At 43.4% G+C, this 15,012-nt stretch carries 14 protein-coding genes; 8 read left to right on the forward strand and 6 right to left on the reverse strand.

Going from position 1 to position 15,012, the window contains the following annotated elements:
* Nucleotides 1-229 precede the first annotated feature (229 nt).
* Nucleotides 230-1,405: a sugar phosphate nucleotidyltransferase gene (locus MsAc7_RS03740; RefSeq protein ID WP_338103247.1), complete on the reverse strand. Its 1,176-nt coding sequence runs from the start codon at nucleotides 1,403-1,405 to the stop codon at nucleotides 230-232.
* Between the two features lie 344 nt (nucleotides 1,406-1,749).
* On the opposite strand from MsAc7_RS03740, the gene MsAc7_RS03745 reads away from it, so the two are divergent.
* The 4 genes from MsAc7_RS03745 (at nucleotide 1,750) to MsAc7_RS03760 (ending at nucleotide 6,136) form a co-directional block, all read left to right on the forward strand.
* On the forward strand, nucleotides 1,750-3,753 hold the full coding sequence (locus MsAc7_RS03745; RefSeq protein ID WP_338103248.1) for a hydantoinase/oxoprolinase N-terminal domain-containing protein: 2,004 nt from the start codon (nucleotides 1,750-1,752) through the stop codon (nucleotides 3,751-3,753).
* A 248-nt stretch (nucleotides 3,754-4,001) separates the two neighbouring features.
* A complete protein-coding gene (locus tag MsAc7_RS03750) occupies nucleotides 4,002-4,163 on the forward strand; it encodes a zinc finger domain-containing protein (protein WP_338103249.1) in 162 nt (53 codons plus the stop codon).
* Nucleotides 4,164-4,229: 66 nt separating this feature from the next.
* Nucleotides 4,230-4,499 carry an elongation factor 1-beta gene (locus MsAc7_RS03755; RefSeq protein ID WP_338103250.1) on the forward strand — a complete coding sequence of 90 codons (270 nt, stop codon included), beginning with the start codon at nucleotides 4,230-4,232 and terminating at the stop codon, nucleotides 4,497-4,499.
* 287 nt (nucleotides 4,500-4,786) lie between these two features.
* Entirely contained in the window at nucleotides 4,787-6,136 is a 1,350-nt protein-coding gene (locus MsAc7_RS03760; protein ID WP_338103251.1) for an amidohydrolase family protein, read from the forward strand.
* Nucleotides 6,137-6,270: 134 nt separating this feature from the next.
* Here MsAc7_RS03760 and MsAc7_RS03765 read toward each other — a convergent pair whose 3' ends face one another.
* From MsAc7_RS03765 to MsAc7_RS03775, 3 genes are all read right to left on the reverse strand, one after another.
* Nucleotides 6,271-8,118 carry a hypothetical protein gene (locus tag MsAc7_RS03765; protein WP_338103252.1) on the reverse strand — a complete coding sequence of 616 codons (1,848 nt, stop codon included), beginning with the start codon at nucleotides 8,116-8,118 and terminating at the stop codon, nucleotides 6,271-6,273.
* Nucleotides 8,119-8,261: 143 nt separating this feature from the next.
* Nucleotides 8,262-8,852 carry a DUF2284 domain-containing protein gene (locus tag MsAc7_RS03770; RefSeq protein WP_338103253.1) on the reverse strand — a complete coding sequence of 197 codons (591 nt, stop codon included), beginning with the start codon at nucleotides 8,850-8,852 and terminating at the stop codon, nucleotides 8,262-8,264.
* Nucleotides 8,853-8,899: 47 nt separating this feature from the next.
* A complete protein-coding gene (locus MsAc7_RS03775) occupies nucleotides 8,900-9,679 on the reverse strand; it encodes a Swt1 family HEPN domain-containing protein (RefSeq protein ID WP_338103254.1) in 780 nt (259 codons plus the stop codon).
* Here MsAc7_RS03775 and MsAc7_RS03780 point away from each other — a divergent pair.
* Together MsAc7_RS03780 and MsAc7_RS03785 are read left to right on the forward strand one after the other, a co-directional pair.
* Entirely contained in the window at nucleotides 9,672-9,866 is a 195-nt protein-coding gene (locus tag MsAc7_RS03780; protein ID WP_338103255.1) for a hypothetical protein, read from the forward strand. The two genes, MsAc7_RS03775 and MsAc7_RS03780, sit on opposite strands and share 8 nt — an antisense overlap.
* Before the next feature lie 18 nt (nucleotides 9,867-9,884).
* Nucleotides 9,885-10,343, forward strand: a complete 459-nt coding sequence (locus MsAc7_RS03785) for a hypothetical protein (RefSeq protein ID WP_338103256.1) — start codon at nucleotides 9,885-9,887, stop codon at nucleotides 10,341-10,343.
* Between the two features lie 113 nt (nucleotides 10,344-10,456).
* On the opposite strand, the gene MsAc7_RS03790 is transcribed toward MsAc7_RS03785, so the two are convergent.
* Nucleotides 10,457-11,341: a Ppx/GppA phosphatase family protein gene (locus MsAc7_RS03790; RefSeq protein ID WP_338103257.1), complete on the reverse strand. Its 885-nt coding sequence runs from the start codon at nucleotides 11,339-11,341 to the stop codon at nucleotides 10,457-10,459.
* A gap of 291 nt (nucleotides 11,342-11,632) precedes the next feature.
* Here MsAc7_RS03790 and trmY point away from each other — a divergent pair, with 291 nt between their 5' ends.
* Nucleotides 11,633-12,262, forward strand: coding sequence for a tRNA (pseudouridine(54)-N(1))-methyltransferase TrmY (gene trmY, locus MsAc7_RS03795; RefSeq protein ID WP_338103258.1), 630 nt, complete (start codon nucleotides 11,633-11,635; stop codon nucleotides 12,260-12,262).
* A 162-nt stretch (nucleotides 12,263-12,424) separates the two neighbouring features.
* Nucleotides 12,425-12,607 (forward strand): MarR family transcriptional regulator, encoded by a 183-nt coding sequence (locus MsAc7_RS03800; protein WP_338103259.1) that lies wholly within the window; start codon nucleotides 12,425-12,427, stop codon nucleotides 12,605-12,607.
* A 165-nt stretch (nucleotides 12,608-12,772) separates the two neighbouring features.
* On the opposite strand, the gene MsAc7_RS03805 is transcribed toward MsAc7_RS03800, so the two are convergent.
* The gene (locus MsAc7_RS03805; protein ID WP_338103260.1) at nucleotides 12,773-14,806 is read right to left on the reverse strand and encodes a beta-propeller domain-containing protein; all 2,034 of its coding nucleotides are present in this window, start codon (nucleotides 14,804-14,806) and stop codon (nucleotides 12,773-12,775) included.
* Nucleotides 14,807-15,012: the final 206 nt, after the last annotated feature.

A 15,012-nucleotide genomic window follows, 5' to 3' on the forward strand; every position in this document is an offset into this window, starting at 1 on the left:
TTATATGTCATTATTACTCAATTGTAGGTCATTATTACTCAAATATGTCATCTTTCGCAGACCGGACAAATCCGATTAATTACGATTGGGAAATATTCTTGCCGACAGATCAGCACACCGGTGATAACGCCAATAGCCTAAAAAATAAATTAACGAATAAATTAATAAATATATTAATAAATATATAATTTACGATGAATTAATAAAAATAAACAAGTAAATAAAACGCTTATGACCCGTTCACTTGCGAATCATATTTTTCATTCAAAACATCTTCTGTCACATGCATTCCCTTTGAAACGACAACTTCCGGCCACAATTTAACACCGGAGTGAATGGTGGCGCCGTCTTCGACTTTCGCGTCCGGACCGATGATGGTTCCGTTTTCGAGGCTGCAGCCGGCACCAATATCGGCGTTACTGTCAACAATCGCGCCCGAAAGCGTTGTTTTGCTGCCGATTCTTGTTCCGTCAAAAACATAAGACGCCAAAATCTTCACATCGTCTCCGATGACACAATCGGAGCCGATGACGGAATACGGGCCGACAAGAACACGTTCGCCGATCTTTGTGTTTTCGCCGATAATGACCGGACCGACAACGGAAGAATTCTTGCCGATGGAAACATTCGCTCCGACACGGATCGGTCCTAAAATTTTGCCGCTGGATTCAAATTCGCCTTCCAAAATCGTTTCCGACATGTCGTCCAGCATCCATTTTTGAGCGGCGCGGTAGGCGACGGCGCTTCCGACGTCCGTCCATTTGCCGCGCACCAAAACACCGTTGATCCGCTGATTGCTTGACAAGAGTTTCGGGAAAAGATCTTTCGCGAAATCATACTTCTGATCCTTCGGAATCTCATTAAAAATTTCCGGGCTGCATACATAAATACCGGTGCTGGCCAGGTTACTGAAAATTTCTCCCGGTTTTGGTTTTTCAAAGAAACGGAGAATCCGGTTGTCAATGGCCATATCGGCAATACCGAATTCGCGCGGGTCGTCAATGGACAAAAGACCAATCGTGACAAGCGCATCGTTTTGTTGATGGAAGCGGTACATTTCCCGAAGGTTGAGGGTCATTACGTGATCGCCGCCAAGCACGATAAATGGCTCGTCGCCGATCAATTCCTGCGCGTTTTTGACGCTGCCGGCGGTTCCGAGTTTTGTTTTTTCATAAACATAATCAATGTGAACGCCGTAAACGCTGCCGTCGCCCAACTCTCTTTCAATTTCGTCGCCCATATAACCGAGCGTTAAAATAATGTCGTTAAATCCTTCATTCGACAAATGTTCAATCAAATGAAGAACAGACGGTTTGTTCAAAATCGGAATGGACGGCTTCGGGCGCCGAAAAGTCAACGGGCGAAGACGCGTTCCGGTCCCGCCGCACATAATGCACGCTTTCATGCCTAAGACAACAGTGTCAATGTTTATAAATTCTTTTTATTTTTTAATCATTTTTATTATTCATTTTTTATCAATTTGTTTTTATTTCATCAATTGCCGATTTTTATCGTTGACAAGTTGACCATTCCGTTCAACTTTGCCTGTTTCCTGATTTTATTCGGATACAAAATCCTTTTTTATTTCGGGCCGGGACAAAAAACAAGTCCTCTTTGTTATTTTTCAATCAGTTTACTTTATTATCCTTCCACACGTTGTATGGGTGATTTTTATGATGAGCGGCGATACTTTTTTAGAATTCACGCCGCAAAGACTTGGTCTGATTGACAAATCGGTGGTTTATACAAATGGAAAAAAGTTTAAGTTTGGGAATCGATGCCGGCGGGACATACACGGATGCTGCGATCGTTGATTTGGACAGCCGACATGTTCTTGAATCCGACAAAGCGCTCACAACATATCCGGACCCGATCGGCGGCATTTCATCCGTGTTGGATAAATTAAACCCGGACCATTTAAAACAAGTCAAACTGCTGTCGGTCTCAACAACATTTGCCACGAATACCATTCTTGAAAAAAACGGGGCCACCGTTGCGCTCATTCTCATCGGAACGCAGAAAATTCCGGAACATTTAAAGGATAACTGCGTGGTCGTCACCGGCGGACACAATTACCGCGGCAAAGAAAATGAAGAACTCGATATGGCCGCCATTGAAGAATACGTGCTTAAAATGAAAGAGTGCGTGTCGGCTTTTGCCGTTTCCGCTTTTTACAGCATTTTAAATCCCGAACATGAGTTGCGTGCGAAGAAAAAAATCATGGAACTGACCGGCTATCCGGTCGTGTGCGGGCACGAGTTGGCGCATGCGCTTGGCGCTTACGAGCGCGGCATCACCGCTTATTTGAATGCGTCACTTCTTCCGATTGCTAAAAATTTCTTAGACGCTATCCTGGCGGAGACAAAAAACCGCGGCATGGACGTCAAAACCACCATGTTAAAGTGTAACGGCGCCGTCGCTTTATTTTCCGAAGTCATGGAAAAACCGGTCGAAACCATCTTTTCAGGGCCGGCAGCCAGTGTTCTTGGCGCCGCCTTTTTGTCCGGCAAGGACACCTGCATCGCAATTGATGTCGGCGGAACCAGCACGGATGTGTCAATGATTGTGGATCAAATTCCGAAAATTTCAGATTTGGGCGCAACGGTTGGCGGCTGGCGGACAAAAGTCCGGGCCATTCAAATGGAAACAACCGCCATGGGCGGCGACAGCCATATTTGGTTCGGCGCTGATTCCGTTCAAGACGCACGGTTTGGAAACATCAAAATCGGACCACGGCGTGTCATTCCACTCTGCCGCGCCGTGGAAATGTTTCCGGGATTGTCGGACACCATGAAAAACCACTGGGTTTCCCATAACCAATTGCTCAATGAATTTGTTCAGCCGACAACGCTTGTGATGAAAAGCAAATATTTGCCGGTAAATTTGTCCGCCGAGGAAATGAAAACGTATAACAAAATCGGAGATTTGCCCCGTTTTTTGGGAGACTTGGCGTGGGAATCGGATTATATTCCGTTTGATATGATTGAAAATTTGGTTAACAAGCGGCTGGTTCAAGTGATCGGGTTGACGCCGACCGACATTCTTCACGTCACGGGCGACTATATCGAATGGGACAAAGAAGCATCGGTGTTCGGTGCCAAAATCATGGCGGATTTGCTGAACACCACCAAAGAAGATTTGTGCCAAAATCTCAAAAAGAAATTTGCCCGAACGATGGCAAGAGAACTCGTATACTTTATGGATGACACATTTTCCAGAGAAGAATTGGACGCTTTTTTGGACAAAGACGCTCAAAAGAATCAATATGAAAAGACGGATACAAATGATTCCGGCAAAAAATTTCTGCGGTTTAAAATTGACATTCCGGTTGTTTTAATCGGGGCGCCTGTCCGCTGTTTTATCCGGGAGCTTTCCGAATGTATCGACGCCGAAATTATCGCGCCGGAACACTATGCCGTCGGAAACGCTGTCGGTTGCCTGGCCGGAAAGCTGGCGAAGCGGGTGGAAATTCAGATTGAGGTTCAGGCGAAAGAAGATGAGTCCGGATATAAAGAAAAGAGTTTCGTATTCCATACAACCGACGGTGAAAAAACATTTTCCGTCAAGCAGGACGCCATTTATTATGCAGAGACCTATTCTAAAAATGATATTTTCAAATATATGAAAGAAAATCAAATTCAGGAAAAGGATGTCGAATTCAAAACCAAAATCAAAGAACTGATTTCCGATCCGAAGCGGCCGCCGGTCCAGATTAATGTGATTGTGGAAGGGTTTGCCGAAAACAAGATTTGACGTTCAAATTCATCGAAGATGACGAATTTCGTAAAATACCCGAAACTGTCGGAAAGTGCTGATAAAAACATTTATATTCTTTTGAAGACACTTCAAGACTTCATAAATCCGTCATTTCATGCATAAAAGTTAAATGTGAGTTTGTCCGTAAGCAGACTACATTTCATTTTGTCCTATTCTACGGATATAAATTCAAACGATGTTTGTTTTTCACTTTTATCATAAAATCAAGGAAAAGAGGAATACTTATGAGAAAAACCGATAACTGTACCACCTGTCAAATCAGTCTTGTCGAAGAAGGAAGCGTCCGTTTCTCCTGCCCGAAATGCGGCGCAGAAATCGGAAGATGCCAAGCTTGCCGTGTTCTCGGCAACTTGTACGAATGCAAATGCGGATTCGTTGGCCCGTAACCGGAAATCCGGAATCGAAAAATAAAATGCAATAAATGCAAAAGAGAATTAAAGAAGGTGAAAAATATGAGCGGTGTCGCAGCAAAAATTAAAATTATGCCGGAAGATGTCGAAACAGACTTAAACATGTTGAAACAAAAAATAAAAGAAGCCACTCCGGCCGGAGCCAAAGTTAACGGAGAAATCATTGAGCAACCGATTGCGTTCGGTTTGAAAGCTTTGATTGTGACCATCATCGTTGAAGACAGCGAAGGCGGAACCGAAGACGTCGAAGCCGCTTATGAGAAGGTTCCGGGCGTTGCCGGACTTCAAATTCTGGAACTGGACAGAATTTAAAATTAAAATCAAAGCAAAATTAAAATCAAAGCAAAATTAAAATCAAAGCAAAAATAAAATAATTTAGAATTGAAAAAAGGCAATTTTCAAATTGCCTTTTTTTATGCCAGTTCCAACATCCAAATAAAATTTTGAAATCGTTTTCTTTTTTATCGTTCGAAATATTATTAAAATATGGGACTTATATAAGCTGTATCGGATACGAATTATTGAGAACAAATCGTTATATGAGAACGAATCGTTAACAATGAAATAATTATCAAAAATGTCAAAATGGAGATGATTTTATGTCCCGGATTCTCATCAAAAACGCGCATATTTTAACAATGGATGACACTCGACCGGAAATTCAAAACGGATATGTTGTCATTGAAAACAATTTGATTACAAAGGTCAGCGACGGAAATCCCTCCGGCTTTTTTGACAAAACGATTGATGCTGAGGGGTCCATTGTCATGCCCGGCCTTTCGAACACGCACACGCATCTTGGAATGACCCTTCTGCGCGGTTATGCGGACGACATGATTCTTTCGGATTGGCTGCAAAAGGAAATTTGGCCGGCGGAAGCGGAATTGACGGCTGAAGACGTCTATTGGGGATCAATGTTGGGCTGTTTGGAGATGATCCGCTCCGGAACGACTGCTTTTTGCGATATGTATTTCTTTATGGACGAAACCGGAAAGGCTGTTGAAAAAGCCGGTATCCGAGGCTGCCTTTCTTACGGCATGATTGAACTCTTTGATGAAGAGCGCGGCAACAGCGAACTTTTAAAAGGTGAGCGTTTGGTTCGCGAATGGCAAGGAAAAGCAAACGGCCGGATTACAACCATGTACGGTCCGCATGCGCCGAATACATGTTCCAAAGAATTTATCGCTAAAGTCAAAAAGGCCGCTGAGCGCGATGGTGTCGGCGTCCATATTCATGTTTTGGAAACGGAAGACGAGCTCAATACCATGAAGAAAAACTATGGGGTTTGTTCGGTTCATCATTTGGATTCCGTCAACTTTTGGAATACAAAAGGAAATGAATTGACCGCCGGCGTGGATATTTTAGCCGCTCATTGCGTTTGGATGTCGGACGGCGACATTAAGTTGTTTGCCGAAAAAGGCGTGACGGTTTCCCACAACCCAATCAGCAACATGAAGCTTTCGTCCGGCGCCGCCCCGGTTCAAAAAATGTTAGACGCCGGCATCAATGTAACACTTGGAACGGACGGCTGCGCGTCAAACAACAATCTCAATATGTTTGAAGAAATGAAAACGGCGGCTCTCCTTCAAAAACTTGTCACCAAAGATCCGACCGCCCTTTGTGCCAAATCGGTTGTGGAAATGGCGACAAAAAACGGCGCCCAAGTCATCGACAAAAAAACAGGCGTTTTAAAACCCGGAAACAAAGCCGACCTCATCATCGTCGACACCAAAAAAGCAAACGCGACGCCGATTTTTGACGCGTATTCCCATATTGTTTATTCAGCCGCCGGCAGTGATGTGAAAACAATGATTGTGGACGGAAAGGTTTTGATGGAAGATTATGCGGTTCTGTCCATAAACGAAACGGAAGTCATGGAAAAAGCAAAAGCCTGCGCCTTAGGACTTGCCGAGCGGGCGAAAAATAAAAAAGAAGAAAACGGCAAATAATTTTTCTTTTTTTCTTTCTTCCTTTTTTCATCTTTTGAGGCGAGCGGCACCGCGCGTGTTATGGCGACACGTTTTCTTTTTGAGTCAAGAGAAAATACAGGGTCGTTTTTTGAAAAAGCAAGCCCCGAAATTCCTTAAATCGCATCGATTTCTGTAATGCCGATCAGTTTTAAATGTTCCCGCAAGACTTCAAAACAGTGTTGTACATTTTCGCAGCTCCGGCTAAAAGCAGACAGATGATTGTCAAGCTCATTGAGCTTTTGGCAGTTTTTTTCACGAGACTTTTCCGTGTAATCAAAATCCCCAATATTGCTGCACCAAACGGTATTCGGCAAAATTTGCATATTGACAGAAAAACGATTTATCGAACATCCTTGAAAAAGAAGGTACTTTATGTCTCCCATTTGTACCGCCGCTTTGTTTATGGCGGCTTCCCAATCACTATTGGCGGCCGTTTCGGGCAGAGCGGCAAGCACCGATTTGATCACACACCCTTCTGAAACCTGATTAAAAACAGCAACTCTCGACCGCATACCGTCGGGCAACCAAAAAGACCTTTCAAACACAAAGCAATAATTGACCCGACCGGCGTTTTCTGCGCATCCCGTATCTTCTGCTTTTATCGTTTCGGGTTTTTCTGAATTTTCCGGCGGCTCCGATATGGAAGCAGGAATTTTTTCAACAACACGATTTATATCGCCATTTTGAACCGAATTCACATCCGGTTGGTCAAGCGGACTTTGATAAATATAATTTTCAAAAAACGCGTCTAAGCGTTCGATAAACAGTTCAACAATATCTTGAAGCTGTCCGATATTTTCGATATTTCCCGGGCTGTACCAAAACTCTTTGACTTCTTTTTCCGAGATGCGGTGGAGTTCTTCAGCTCTCTTTTTGATCGGCGCGCCTGTCGGTAAATCCCAAATGGACGACACGTAAACCGTGTTCGGGTAAATTTCTTTCAAGCATTTTTCCACAATATTGTCATAGTCCTTATAAACAAAATAATCAATATCGAAAACAACAGATTTTAATACGGACAGCATATCCCGCCACGGAACATCTTGGCCGCGTTTCGCGCTGATGAAGACCGGTAATGTCACCGCTTCGCCTTTTAGAGTCATGCCGATAAAAGAATAAATGTTTGCGTAATAGCTGTTCACCCACATCTGGTTTTGAAAAACGAAAACTGAGTGAAGGTGTACTGTATTACGTTTTCGGGTATCGTCTAAAGTACCACTTTTGCCGGAAATCAATTCGGCGGGGTCGGTTAATTCTTCGCAATCTCTGGACTCGTCAATAAAACCTTCAAGAACGACCCCCTGCTCGCGTGCTCTGCGCCAACGTCTTTTTTCCGGCTCGGGAGGATTTTCACCTTCGACGCTGCGCGGCGGCTGTACAAAAATATGCAACGACGGCGGATTGCAAATCAGCATATAGGGCTGTTCCGGCTTTGGCTGCGGTGGAGACGGCGGCGAATCAACGAACTTTTCCCCGTTTTCATTCCCGGATGATGTTTTCCTGGGATTATTTTTCTTTGACGGCTTTGCGGCGCTTTCCACTTTTGACTTTCCCAGCAAAGCGATTTCTTTCAGTTTGGACGCCGGCCCGGGCGGAACCGAACCATCATCATTGACCGCCGGATTATTAAAGTCCACAGAGTCCCAAAAAACATCATAACCGCTGATGTAGTATTCCTCATAATCTTCCTGACGAGACTTGCTGTGATCGTGCACGATTTTTTCGCCGAGGAAGAGGAATGCTTTGCCTTCATTAACGGTGCCGGGCGAAAATATCGGGTAAACCCAAGTGGTCATTTCTGTTCCTTTTATGCTGTACCGGCCGTGAGTGATGTAATAATAGTTTTCCTGCCACATATCGGCAAAATGAGCCGACGTTCCATCCGGCTTAAAAATAGAGATTGTAAACCCGATTTCCTCACTCCATCCCATATATGCCCCTGCATAATCTTGATCAGACATGATTTTCCTCCATTATTGTATTCGTCGCCAAACAGCTTGCCGATAATATTTTATCAATAAATTCGTAATCTAAACCCGTCTTTAAAATAGACGGCTTTCGCCGCCCTTGGAAAATTTAAAAGCGCAGCGAGTGAATTTTTTGGTCAATCCACTAAAAGAAGTCCCCACCATTTGATTTTGTCGCTGACCGGAAACTCCAAATTCACGCCGACATTTTGAAGCGTTCCGACCACATCAACGCCGACCGCTTCCATGGATGGCCGCGCTTTGTAAGGCGTCTTGCATTCCTGTCCGGTTTTGACGCATTTGTCGCAGTAATGACAGCTTCCGCCGGTAAACCCGGCAGCGAAACGGTATCCTTTTTGAAGGCATAAGCTTTCCAATTTGAGCAGAATTTCCGACAACTCCGTTGACTTCTTCCGGATTTCGCGGGACACATCTTCCGATTCCGCAAGAGACGGCGGCTTTGGCGGATTATTGTACTGCGTGGCCAACATGACGGCAAACCGGTAGCAACTTAAATATTTACGGAATTCGTCCGGCGTCGGAACATTCGGCGGACACACCAAATCGCCGTAGTGGCGGCAAAGCGGAACAAAACATTTGAGGCGGACGCGGTCATCAACGACGATTTCTTCCGCGTCAATAAACAAAGCGTCGGAAGCGCCGGCTTCCTTGGCCGCGATGAGAAAAAGCCCGATATTTTCTTTGTCAGTTTCCGTAATTTGACTCAAAATAAAACCTCTGATAAATTCTGATAATTTCGATGCTGAACAATGAATTATTTCTTTTCAGACTTACTTTTGCTTGTTTTGCCGACGTCCCGTTTTTGGATCACTTTCAAAATGTCGCGGGAATAAAGTCCGAGACGGACATAATCATCATCTTCAAGGTCCGTGTGGTGCATAATCGCGTTTCGGATCGGGTCGAGTTCTTTGAGCCGTTGGATAATCCAGCCGCGGTCGGGGAAATAATCCTCAAAAGCTTCCCAAGCAAACGGGTTGTTGATAATTCTGCGGTAATCGCTGAAACTGGCGTAATTGATGAGCGGTTCGTGAATGTTTCTTTTTGAAACGACGGACGTCCGGTCGTTCATAATCCGGCGCTCGTTCCATCGGTCCGCCAAAAAACTCATGTCGGTGACTTTCCACCACTCTTTTCCAAACCGGGCTTCGACGCGGTCGGAAACAAAAAGTCTCAACTTTTCCTCAAGGTCCTTTAAAATCAAATAATGGCTTTCCGATTGTTTGGAAGCCGCCGGAGTGCTTTTGCCGGATTCTTTTTTGGCCGTTGTTTCGCCCATATACAAATTTTTCAGATCATATTTGACAACCAAATCGACGGAGTTGCCGGATTCCGGCTTCACATCCATAATTTCAACATCATAAAGCTGATCGATCCGGGTTTTCATGGCCGAGCAAACCGTCGGAACGCCGGATTTGAGTCCCATTTCGGAATGAATATCGCCGGCCCGAATGGAAATTTTATTTTGACCTTTCATTTTTGCCGGCTTGAAGTAATTCTGATAAATGTAAAAACGAACGTTATCGGCTTTGGACATGTTGCCTGAAAGTTTGACCGGTTTTTTGTCTGAAGGTGAAGAAGGAGTCGATGCCGGTTTTGAAGCGCCGGACTTTGCCGGAACGGCTGTTTTTGCCGGCAGTGCCGCCGGCTTTGAAGATTTCGGTGCCGGCTTGGACGCGGTTTTTGAAACGGATTTGACAGCTGAGTTGGACGAAACTGTTTGAGAAGACACTTTCGTCTTTGTGGATTTAGACGGTACAGACGATTTAGAAGAAGACAAGTTTGCCGGTTTTGCCGCAGAACTTGAAGAACTTGCTTTTGGTTTTGCGGACGATTTTGAAACAGATTTCGCGGTTGGTTTGGCAGATGTTTTGGCCGCCGGTTTCGTTGTTGATTTGGATGAGGAGTTGGTTGCTGAGTTGGTTGCCGATTTCGTTGTTGATTTGGTTGTTGATTTGGTTGTTGATTTGGTTGCCGGTTTGGTCGCCGAACCGGCTGCTGATTTTGAAACCGGCTTCGTTGCCGATTTAGCTGTCTGTTTTGCAGATTTGACGGATTTTGGCGGATTTTCGTTTTTTGTTTCCGTCTTCGTCTTAGAGGCTTGCGTTTTTGTATTTCCGGGTTTGCCGCCGAATGAAGACAGAGAATCTTTTAAAAAAGCGCCCAATGTTTTTTTCTCGACCATAATTATTCTCCATTAAAAATCATCATCAAAAATATCATGAAATTATTATGAAATGGATAAACACATATATAAAAGGTGAGAACAGCCGTAAAAGATGAAAAAAAGAACAGAAAAAACAAACGGAAGAACTTATTCCATGAATTTCTTTTTGTGCTTTTGATACAGCTCGTGAACCATTCCGTCCGACAAACCGATGATCGGCGCATGCATGGTTTGGATGTTGCAGGTTTTCATGATGCTCAAATAAATCCGGCAGGCCGGAAGAATCACGTCGGCACGATCCGGTTTGAGCCCAAGTTCCGTAATCCGTTCTTCATATGTGTGCTGGCTGATGGTCCGGCACAGTTCTTTGAGCTCATCGTATTGAAGCGGATCGTTGTTGATTTTTTTGGCGAGCAGATACAGACTGCTGATATTCCCGCCGCTTCCAATTCCGATGATATTTTCCGTCGGAATGTTCTTGTTGAGCCATTTGTCCATTTCATCCCACGTTTCTTTCAGAACCAAGCCCTCTTTGAGCCGGATCGCGCCGACATTAAATGATTTGGATTTACGGACGCCGCCGCCGACAAACGTAATTTCAGTGCTGCCGCCGCCGACATCGATATACAGGTAATTTTTGGCCGGGTCAAAATTTTTCTCAATATGGTTCGCGTAAATCAATTTGGCTTCCCGTTTACCGTCGATTACTTTTAAATCAATACCGGACTCCTTTTTAATTTTTTTGACAATCTCGTCCCCGTTTTTCGCTTCCCGAAGCGCGGATGTCGCGCACGCCATTGTGTCCATCACATTAAAGCCGTCGATGATTTCCTTAAATCCGCACATGATTTTGACAAGCGTTTTCACCTTCTCGTCCGAGATTTTCCCGCGGATAAACGCGTCGTCGCCCAAACGAATGGGAAGGCGCAGAAGCGTGAGCCGCTCAAAAAGAACATTTTCATCCACCACTTCAACATTGGTCAGCAGCAAACGGGCCGCATTGGACCCGATATCAATTGTCGCAAATAACATTCTCAGCCTCACTTTTTTGAAAAAATAAAACAAAATAAAACAAAATAAAACAAATTAAAATAAATGGTCAATGAATAATTCATAATTTCTCAAAAGTTTAAAACATTTGTGTTGACTTTGTTTTTATATTTATATTGGCCCAGGTTTTCATTTTTTGTCTTTTTGCTGATTGCAGCGGCGATGCCGCATGTTACAGCAACGTGTTGGTTAAATATTCAAAAGCGGTTCCCGATTTCCTCCTTTTAAAATCAAAAGGAGGAGATTTATATTGTTGTTTGCTGTTTATCGGTCATGAAAGATTATGTCATTATCGGAAACAAAGCCGTCACCGGCGGAAAAATATCTTTAAACGATTTGCCCGGTTCAGCCGGCCGGATGGATGTTTTGTGCCGCTGCGTTACGGCATCTCTGTTCATTTCCTTTGGCATGCGCCGCGATGTGAATGTCCATTTGATTCTCAAAGGCGAGCCCGGACCCGAAAAAATTGTCCGCTTTTGCGGCGCGACCATGAAATCCTTAAACCCGGACGAACGCAGTTCCGGATCCATGATTCAAAAAGCGCTCCTTGTCGACGCGAAAGAAACGGAGACACAATCAACGCCCGGCGTTTTTGTTCGGACGGGAAACCTGTCCAACTTGTTGGAGGAATTCAAAAATAAAAACCGAATGCTGATTTATTTGAAAGAGGACGGAGAAGACATTTTTAAAACCGGTTTCAAACTTGAAGACCCCGTTTTTATTTTAGGCGATAATCAAGGCGTTTTTGAAGACGACGAAAATCTCATCAAAAATTCAGGCGCCGTCAGCATATCAGTCGGCCCGATTTCGCTGCTGTCCAGTCAATGCATCACAATTATCCACAACCAAATGGACAGAAACGAAATCCAATCCGCTCAAAACCAATCGGAACAGAACGAATAACAAAACGAAGAAACAAATAAACAAAACCGGGGTTTTATTCATTTATAAAAATATATATAAATGTTGAGTGACTTTTTATATCGCTTATTATAAAATATAAATAAGACATGAGCACCACATGGATTTTAGTAATTACAAAACCATTTCAACGAGGATTCAAAAATGACACCGGACGAAGAAATTATTCTCAACCACATGAAACACATCGGAAAACCTGTCAAACCCGGAGAACTTGCGGAAATCAGCGGCAAAGACAACAAAGAAGTCAGTAAAATTATTGACTCGCTGAAAAAGCAGGGACTCGTCTGCTCTCCGAAAAGATGCTATTATGCGCCGGAAGAGTAAGAAACTCAATTTTTCGGAATAAATCAGACAAAACAAAAATCAAAACCAATGATAAGCAAACCGCTGATCCGAACAAGATGTTCGAATCAGCAAATCTGTTTTCTCATTTTCAGTCTGCTTTTCAATCTGTATTTCCAATCTGCAAATCTGATTTTCAATCATTGATCAGGATGCTTTCGGATCCGTAAACGTCATTGGTTGCGGGATTCCGATCTTTTGAATCAAATTCCAATGATTTTGGTCCAAAACATGAATTTCCTTTTCCGAAAACGTGTACAGGTAATTGTTAATGTAAATCGAACGAATGACCGTCGCGTTTTCATGAATGTCATCTTTCACAAATATTATTTTTCCGTTCTTAATTTCCATCACCAAGGCATGACTTTCAGTCGGAAGCACCAGCAATTGCCTGTCCGAATCCCACATAAAAGCATGAGAGTCGGAAAGCGCCGCGGATTTTCCGGTTTCAAAAACGCAACTTCCGGATTCCTTCGGGTTTTTGACATCCGTCACATCAAAAAGAGTCAGTTTCATTTTGCCGTCATCCGTATACCCAAGGCCGATGACCGACTTTTCATCCACCGGATACAAATAAGTGGAAAAACCGGGAAGTTTCAGTTCTCCGAGAACAGACGGGCTTTTCGGATTTTTTAAATCGATGACAAAGAACGGATCTTTTTCTTTGTAAGTGACCAGGTAGAGGCGGTCGTCTTTGTAAGCAGCACTTTTGATGGTTTCGCCCGGTGCCAAATCAGACGTGTATCCGGCAACGTTCATGTTTTTATCCAAAACGTAAACGGTATTCACTTTATCTTCCAACCTCAAGTAAGTCCCCAAAGTCGTCGCGATCCTGAAATTTCCGTCGTGCTCATCCATGAAAAACTTATTTGCGGCGGCTCCCGGAACGGTTCCGGTTGTGACGCTGAAATCTTTCAAGCTGATCCTTGAAACGGAAGTCGATTCGGTCGTCATGATTAAATTCACAATATAAGCAGAAAAACCGGCTTCATAATTTTTAAATAATTCCTTTTGCTCCGACTCGGTGAGAGATTTATTTAAAGAATTGATGTAAGCATCCCAAACCCGGTTCGCCCTCTCCCGATGTTTTTCAGTTGACCCGTCGCCTAATTCCTTTTTATAATTATTCATCACCTGTTCCGGAAAATAGTCCGAACCGTTTTCCAAAAAGAATCGGTCCCTTGCCGCAAAATAATCCGGAATGAAATAATTCGTCAAATATAAGTTATCCGTGGAAGCATACAAAAATGTCGAGTTTGAACCGACAAAAGCAAGAGTATCGTCGAAGTTTCCGTTGGCGATGTTAACGACGGAAATGAAATAAACCTGATTAGAGGACGCGTTCATTACGGAAGGCTCAACCGGATAGTAACATTTGGCATAATCTATTTTTTGTCCCATATAAGTCGGCGGCGACCATGGAATCTCTTTTGAATCATTGACGTCTTTGGATAACGGATTGGAAGTTGATGTTTTAGAACTGTTGGCAGAAATCGAACCGTTGGGATTTACCGTTGTATTAACATCCGCCGAACCATTCATATTGAATTTTTGAACAATTAAATATAATTTACCGTCAACCAGACGTGATTCCGAATAATTTCCGTCTAAATTCCGGTTCCATATTTGAACCGGATTTTCCGGGTCTGAAACATTAAAAGCCCCCATACTTTTGTCCGTAATTGCAATCAGCGTATCGTTGACCAAATACATGTCGCCGCCTTTGTCAATCTCGGAAAGAACTTTTGCAGATTCGGGCGGCATCGCATCGATGCTGAATGTTTTAAGATACGGTTCATATTGATAATATCGAGAGCGGGATTCTTCAACGTAGGTGATGTTTTTCTGATAAATCAAAAGCGGCGTATAATAGATGTAAAAGCCGTCCGTTTTAATCAAATCGGCTTCATCGACGTTTTTTTCCTGAACATTTGTTTCGGAAAAGCGGGTGACATTTGGCGGTACCGCATCAGCCGGCCGCGGTGCCGGATTTTCAATTTTGGACACGCTGCTATCTGAAATGAGGTATCCCGTTGTATTATAAGAAGTGGGGTCATACCAAACCGTCACCTGGGCAAAAGAAGAGGTTGGACGTACGTAATAAACAGGATAATCATTTTTGAAGTAGTCATTCATTTGAGATTCAGATTCAAATGCTGACATGCCGACTTTTTCAGCCATTCTGTCGTCTATTGAGCCATTTTGTTGCTCGGATAAACAGCCCCCCATCAAAACAGAAGAAAACAGAATTAAGATCAATATAGAAAATTTGATTGTATTTTTATTTCTATTTTGAATCAATTTCATAGAGTTATCCCTGCCTCACTTTAAAATTATAATAGAATAGATAGAACTTTGACTCTATAAGAATAAATTGTATTTTATTT

It is taken from the genome of Methanolapillus millepedarum (genome assembly GCF_032594115.1).
GTDB lineage: Archaea > Halobacteriota > Methanosarcinia > Methanosarcinales > Methanosarcinaceae > Methanolapillus > Methanolapillus millepedarum.

Coding starts and splice junctions, on each gene's coding strand:
- MsAc7_RS03740 (WP_338103247.1), bottom strand. CDS start 1,405: ATGAAAGCGTGCATTATGTGCGGCGGGACCGGAACGCGTCTTCGCCCG.
- MsAc7_RS03745 (WP_338103248.1), top strand. CDS start 1,750: ATGGAAAAAAGTTTAAGTTTGGGAATCGATGCCGGCGGGACATACACG.
- MsAc7_RS03750 (WP_338103249.1), top strand. CDS start 4,002: ATGAGAAAAACCGATAACTGTACCACCTGTCAAATCAGTCTTGTCGAA.
- MsAc7_RS03755 (WP_338103250.1), top strand. CDS start 4,230: ATGAGCGGTGTCGCAGCAAAAATTAAAATTATGCCGGAAGATGTCGAA.
- MsAc7_RS03760 (WP_338103251.1), top strand. CDS start 4,787: ATGTCCCGGATTCTCATCAAAAACGCGCATATTTTAACAATGGATGAC.
- MsAc7_RS03765 (WP_338103252.1), bottom strand. CDS start 8,118: ATGTCTGATCAAGATTATGCAGGGGCATATATGGGATGGAGTGAGGAA.
- MsAc7_RS03775 (WP_338103254.1), bottom strand. CDS start 9,679: ATGTCCAAAGCCGATAACGTTCGTTTTTACATTTATCAGAATTACTTC.
- MsAc7_RS03790 (WP_338103257.1), bottom strand. CDS start 11,341: ATGTTATTTGCGACAATTGATATCGGGTCCAATGCGGCCCGTTTGCTG.
- trmY (WP_338103258.1), top strand. CDS start 11,633: ATGAAAGATTATGTCATTATCGGAAACAAAGCCGTCACCGGCGGAAAA.
- MsAc7_RS03800 (WP_338103259.1), top strand. CDS start 12,425: ATGACACCGGACGAAGAAATTATTCTCAACCACATGAAACACATCGGA.
- MsAc7_RS03805 (WP_338103260.1), bottom strand. CDS start 14,806: ATGGCTGAAAAAGTCGGCATGTCAGCATTTGAATCTGAATCTCAAATG.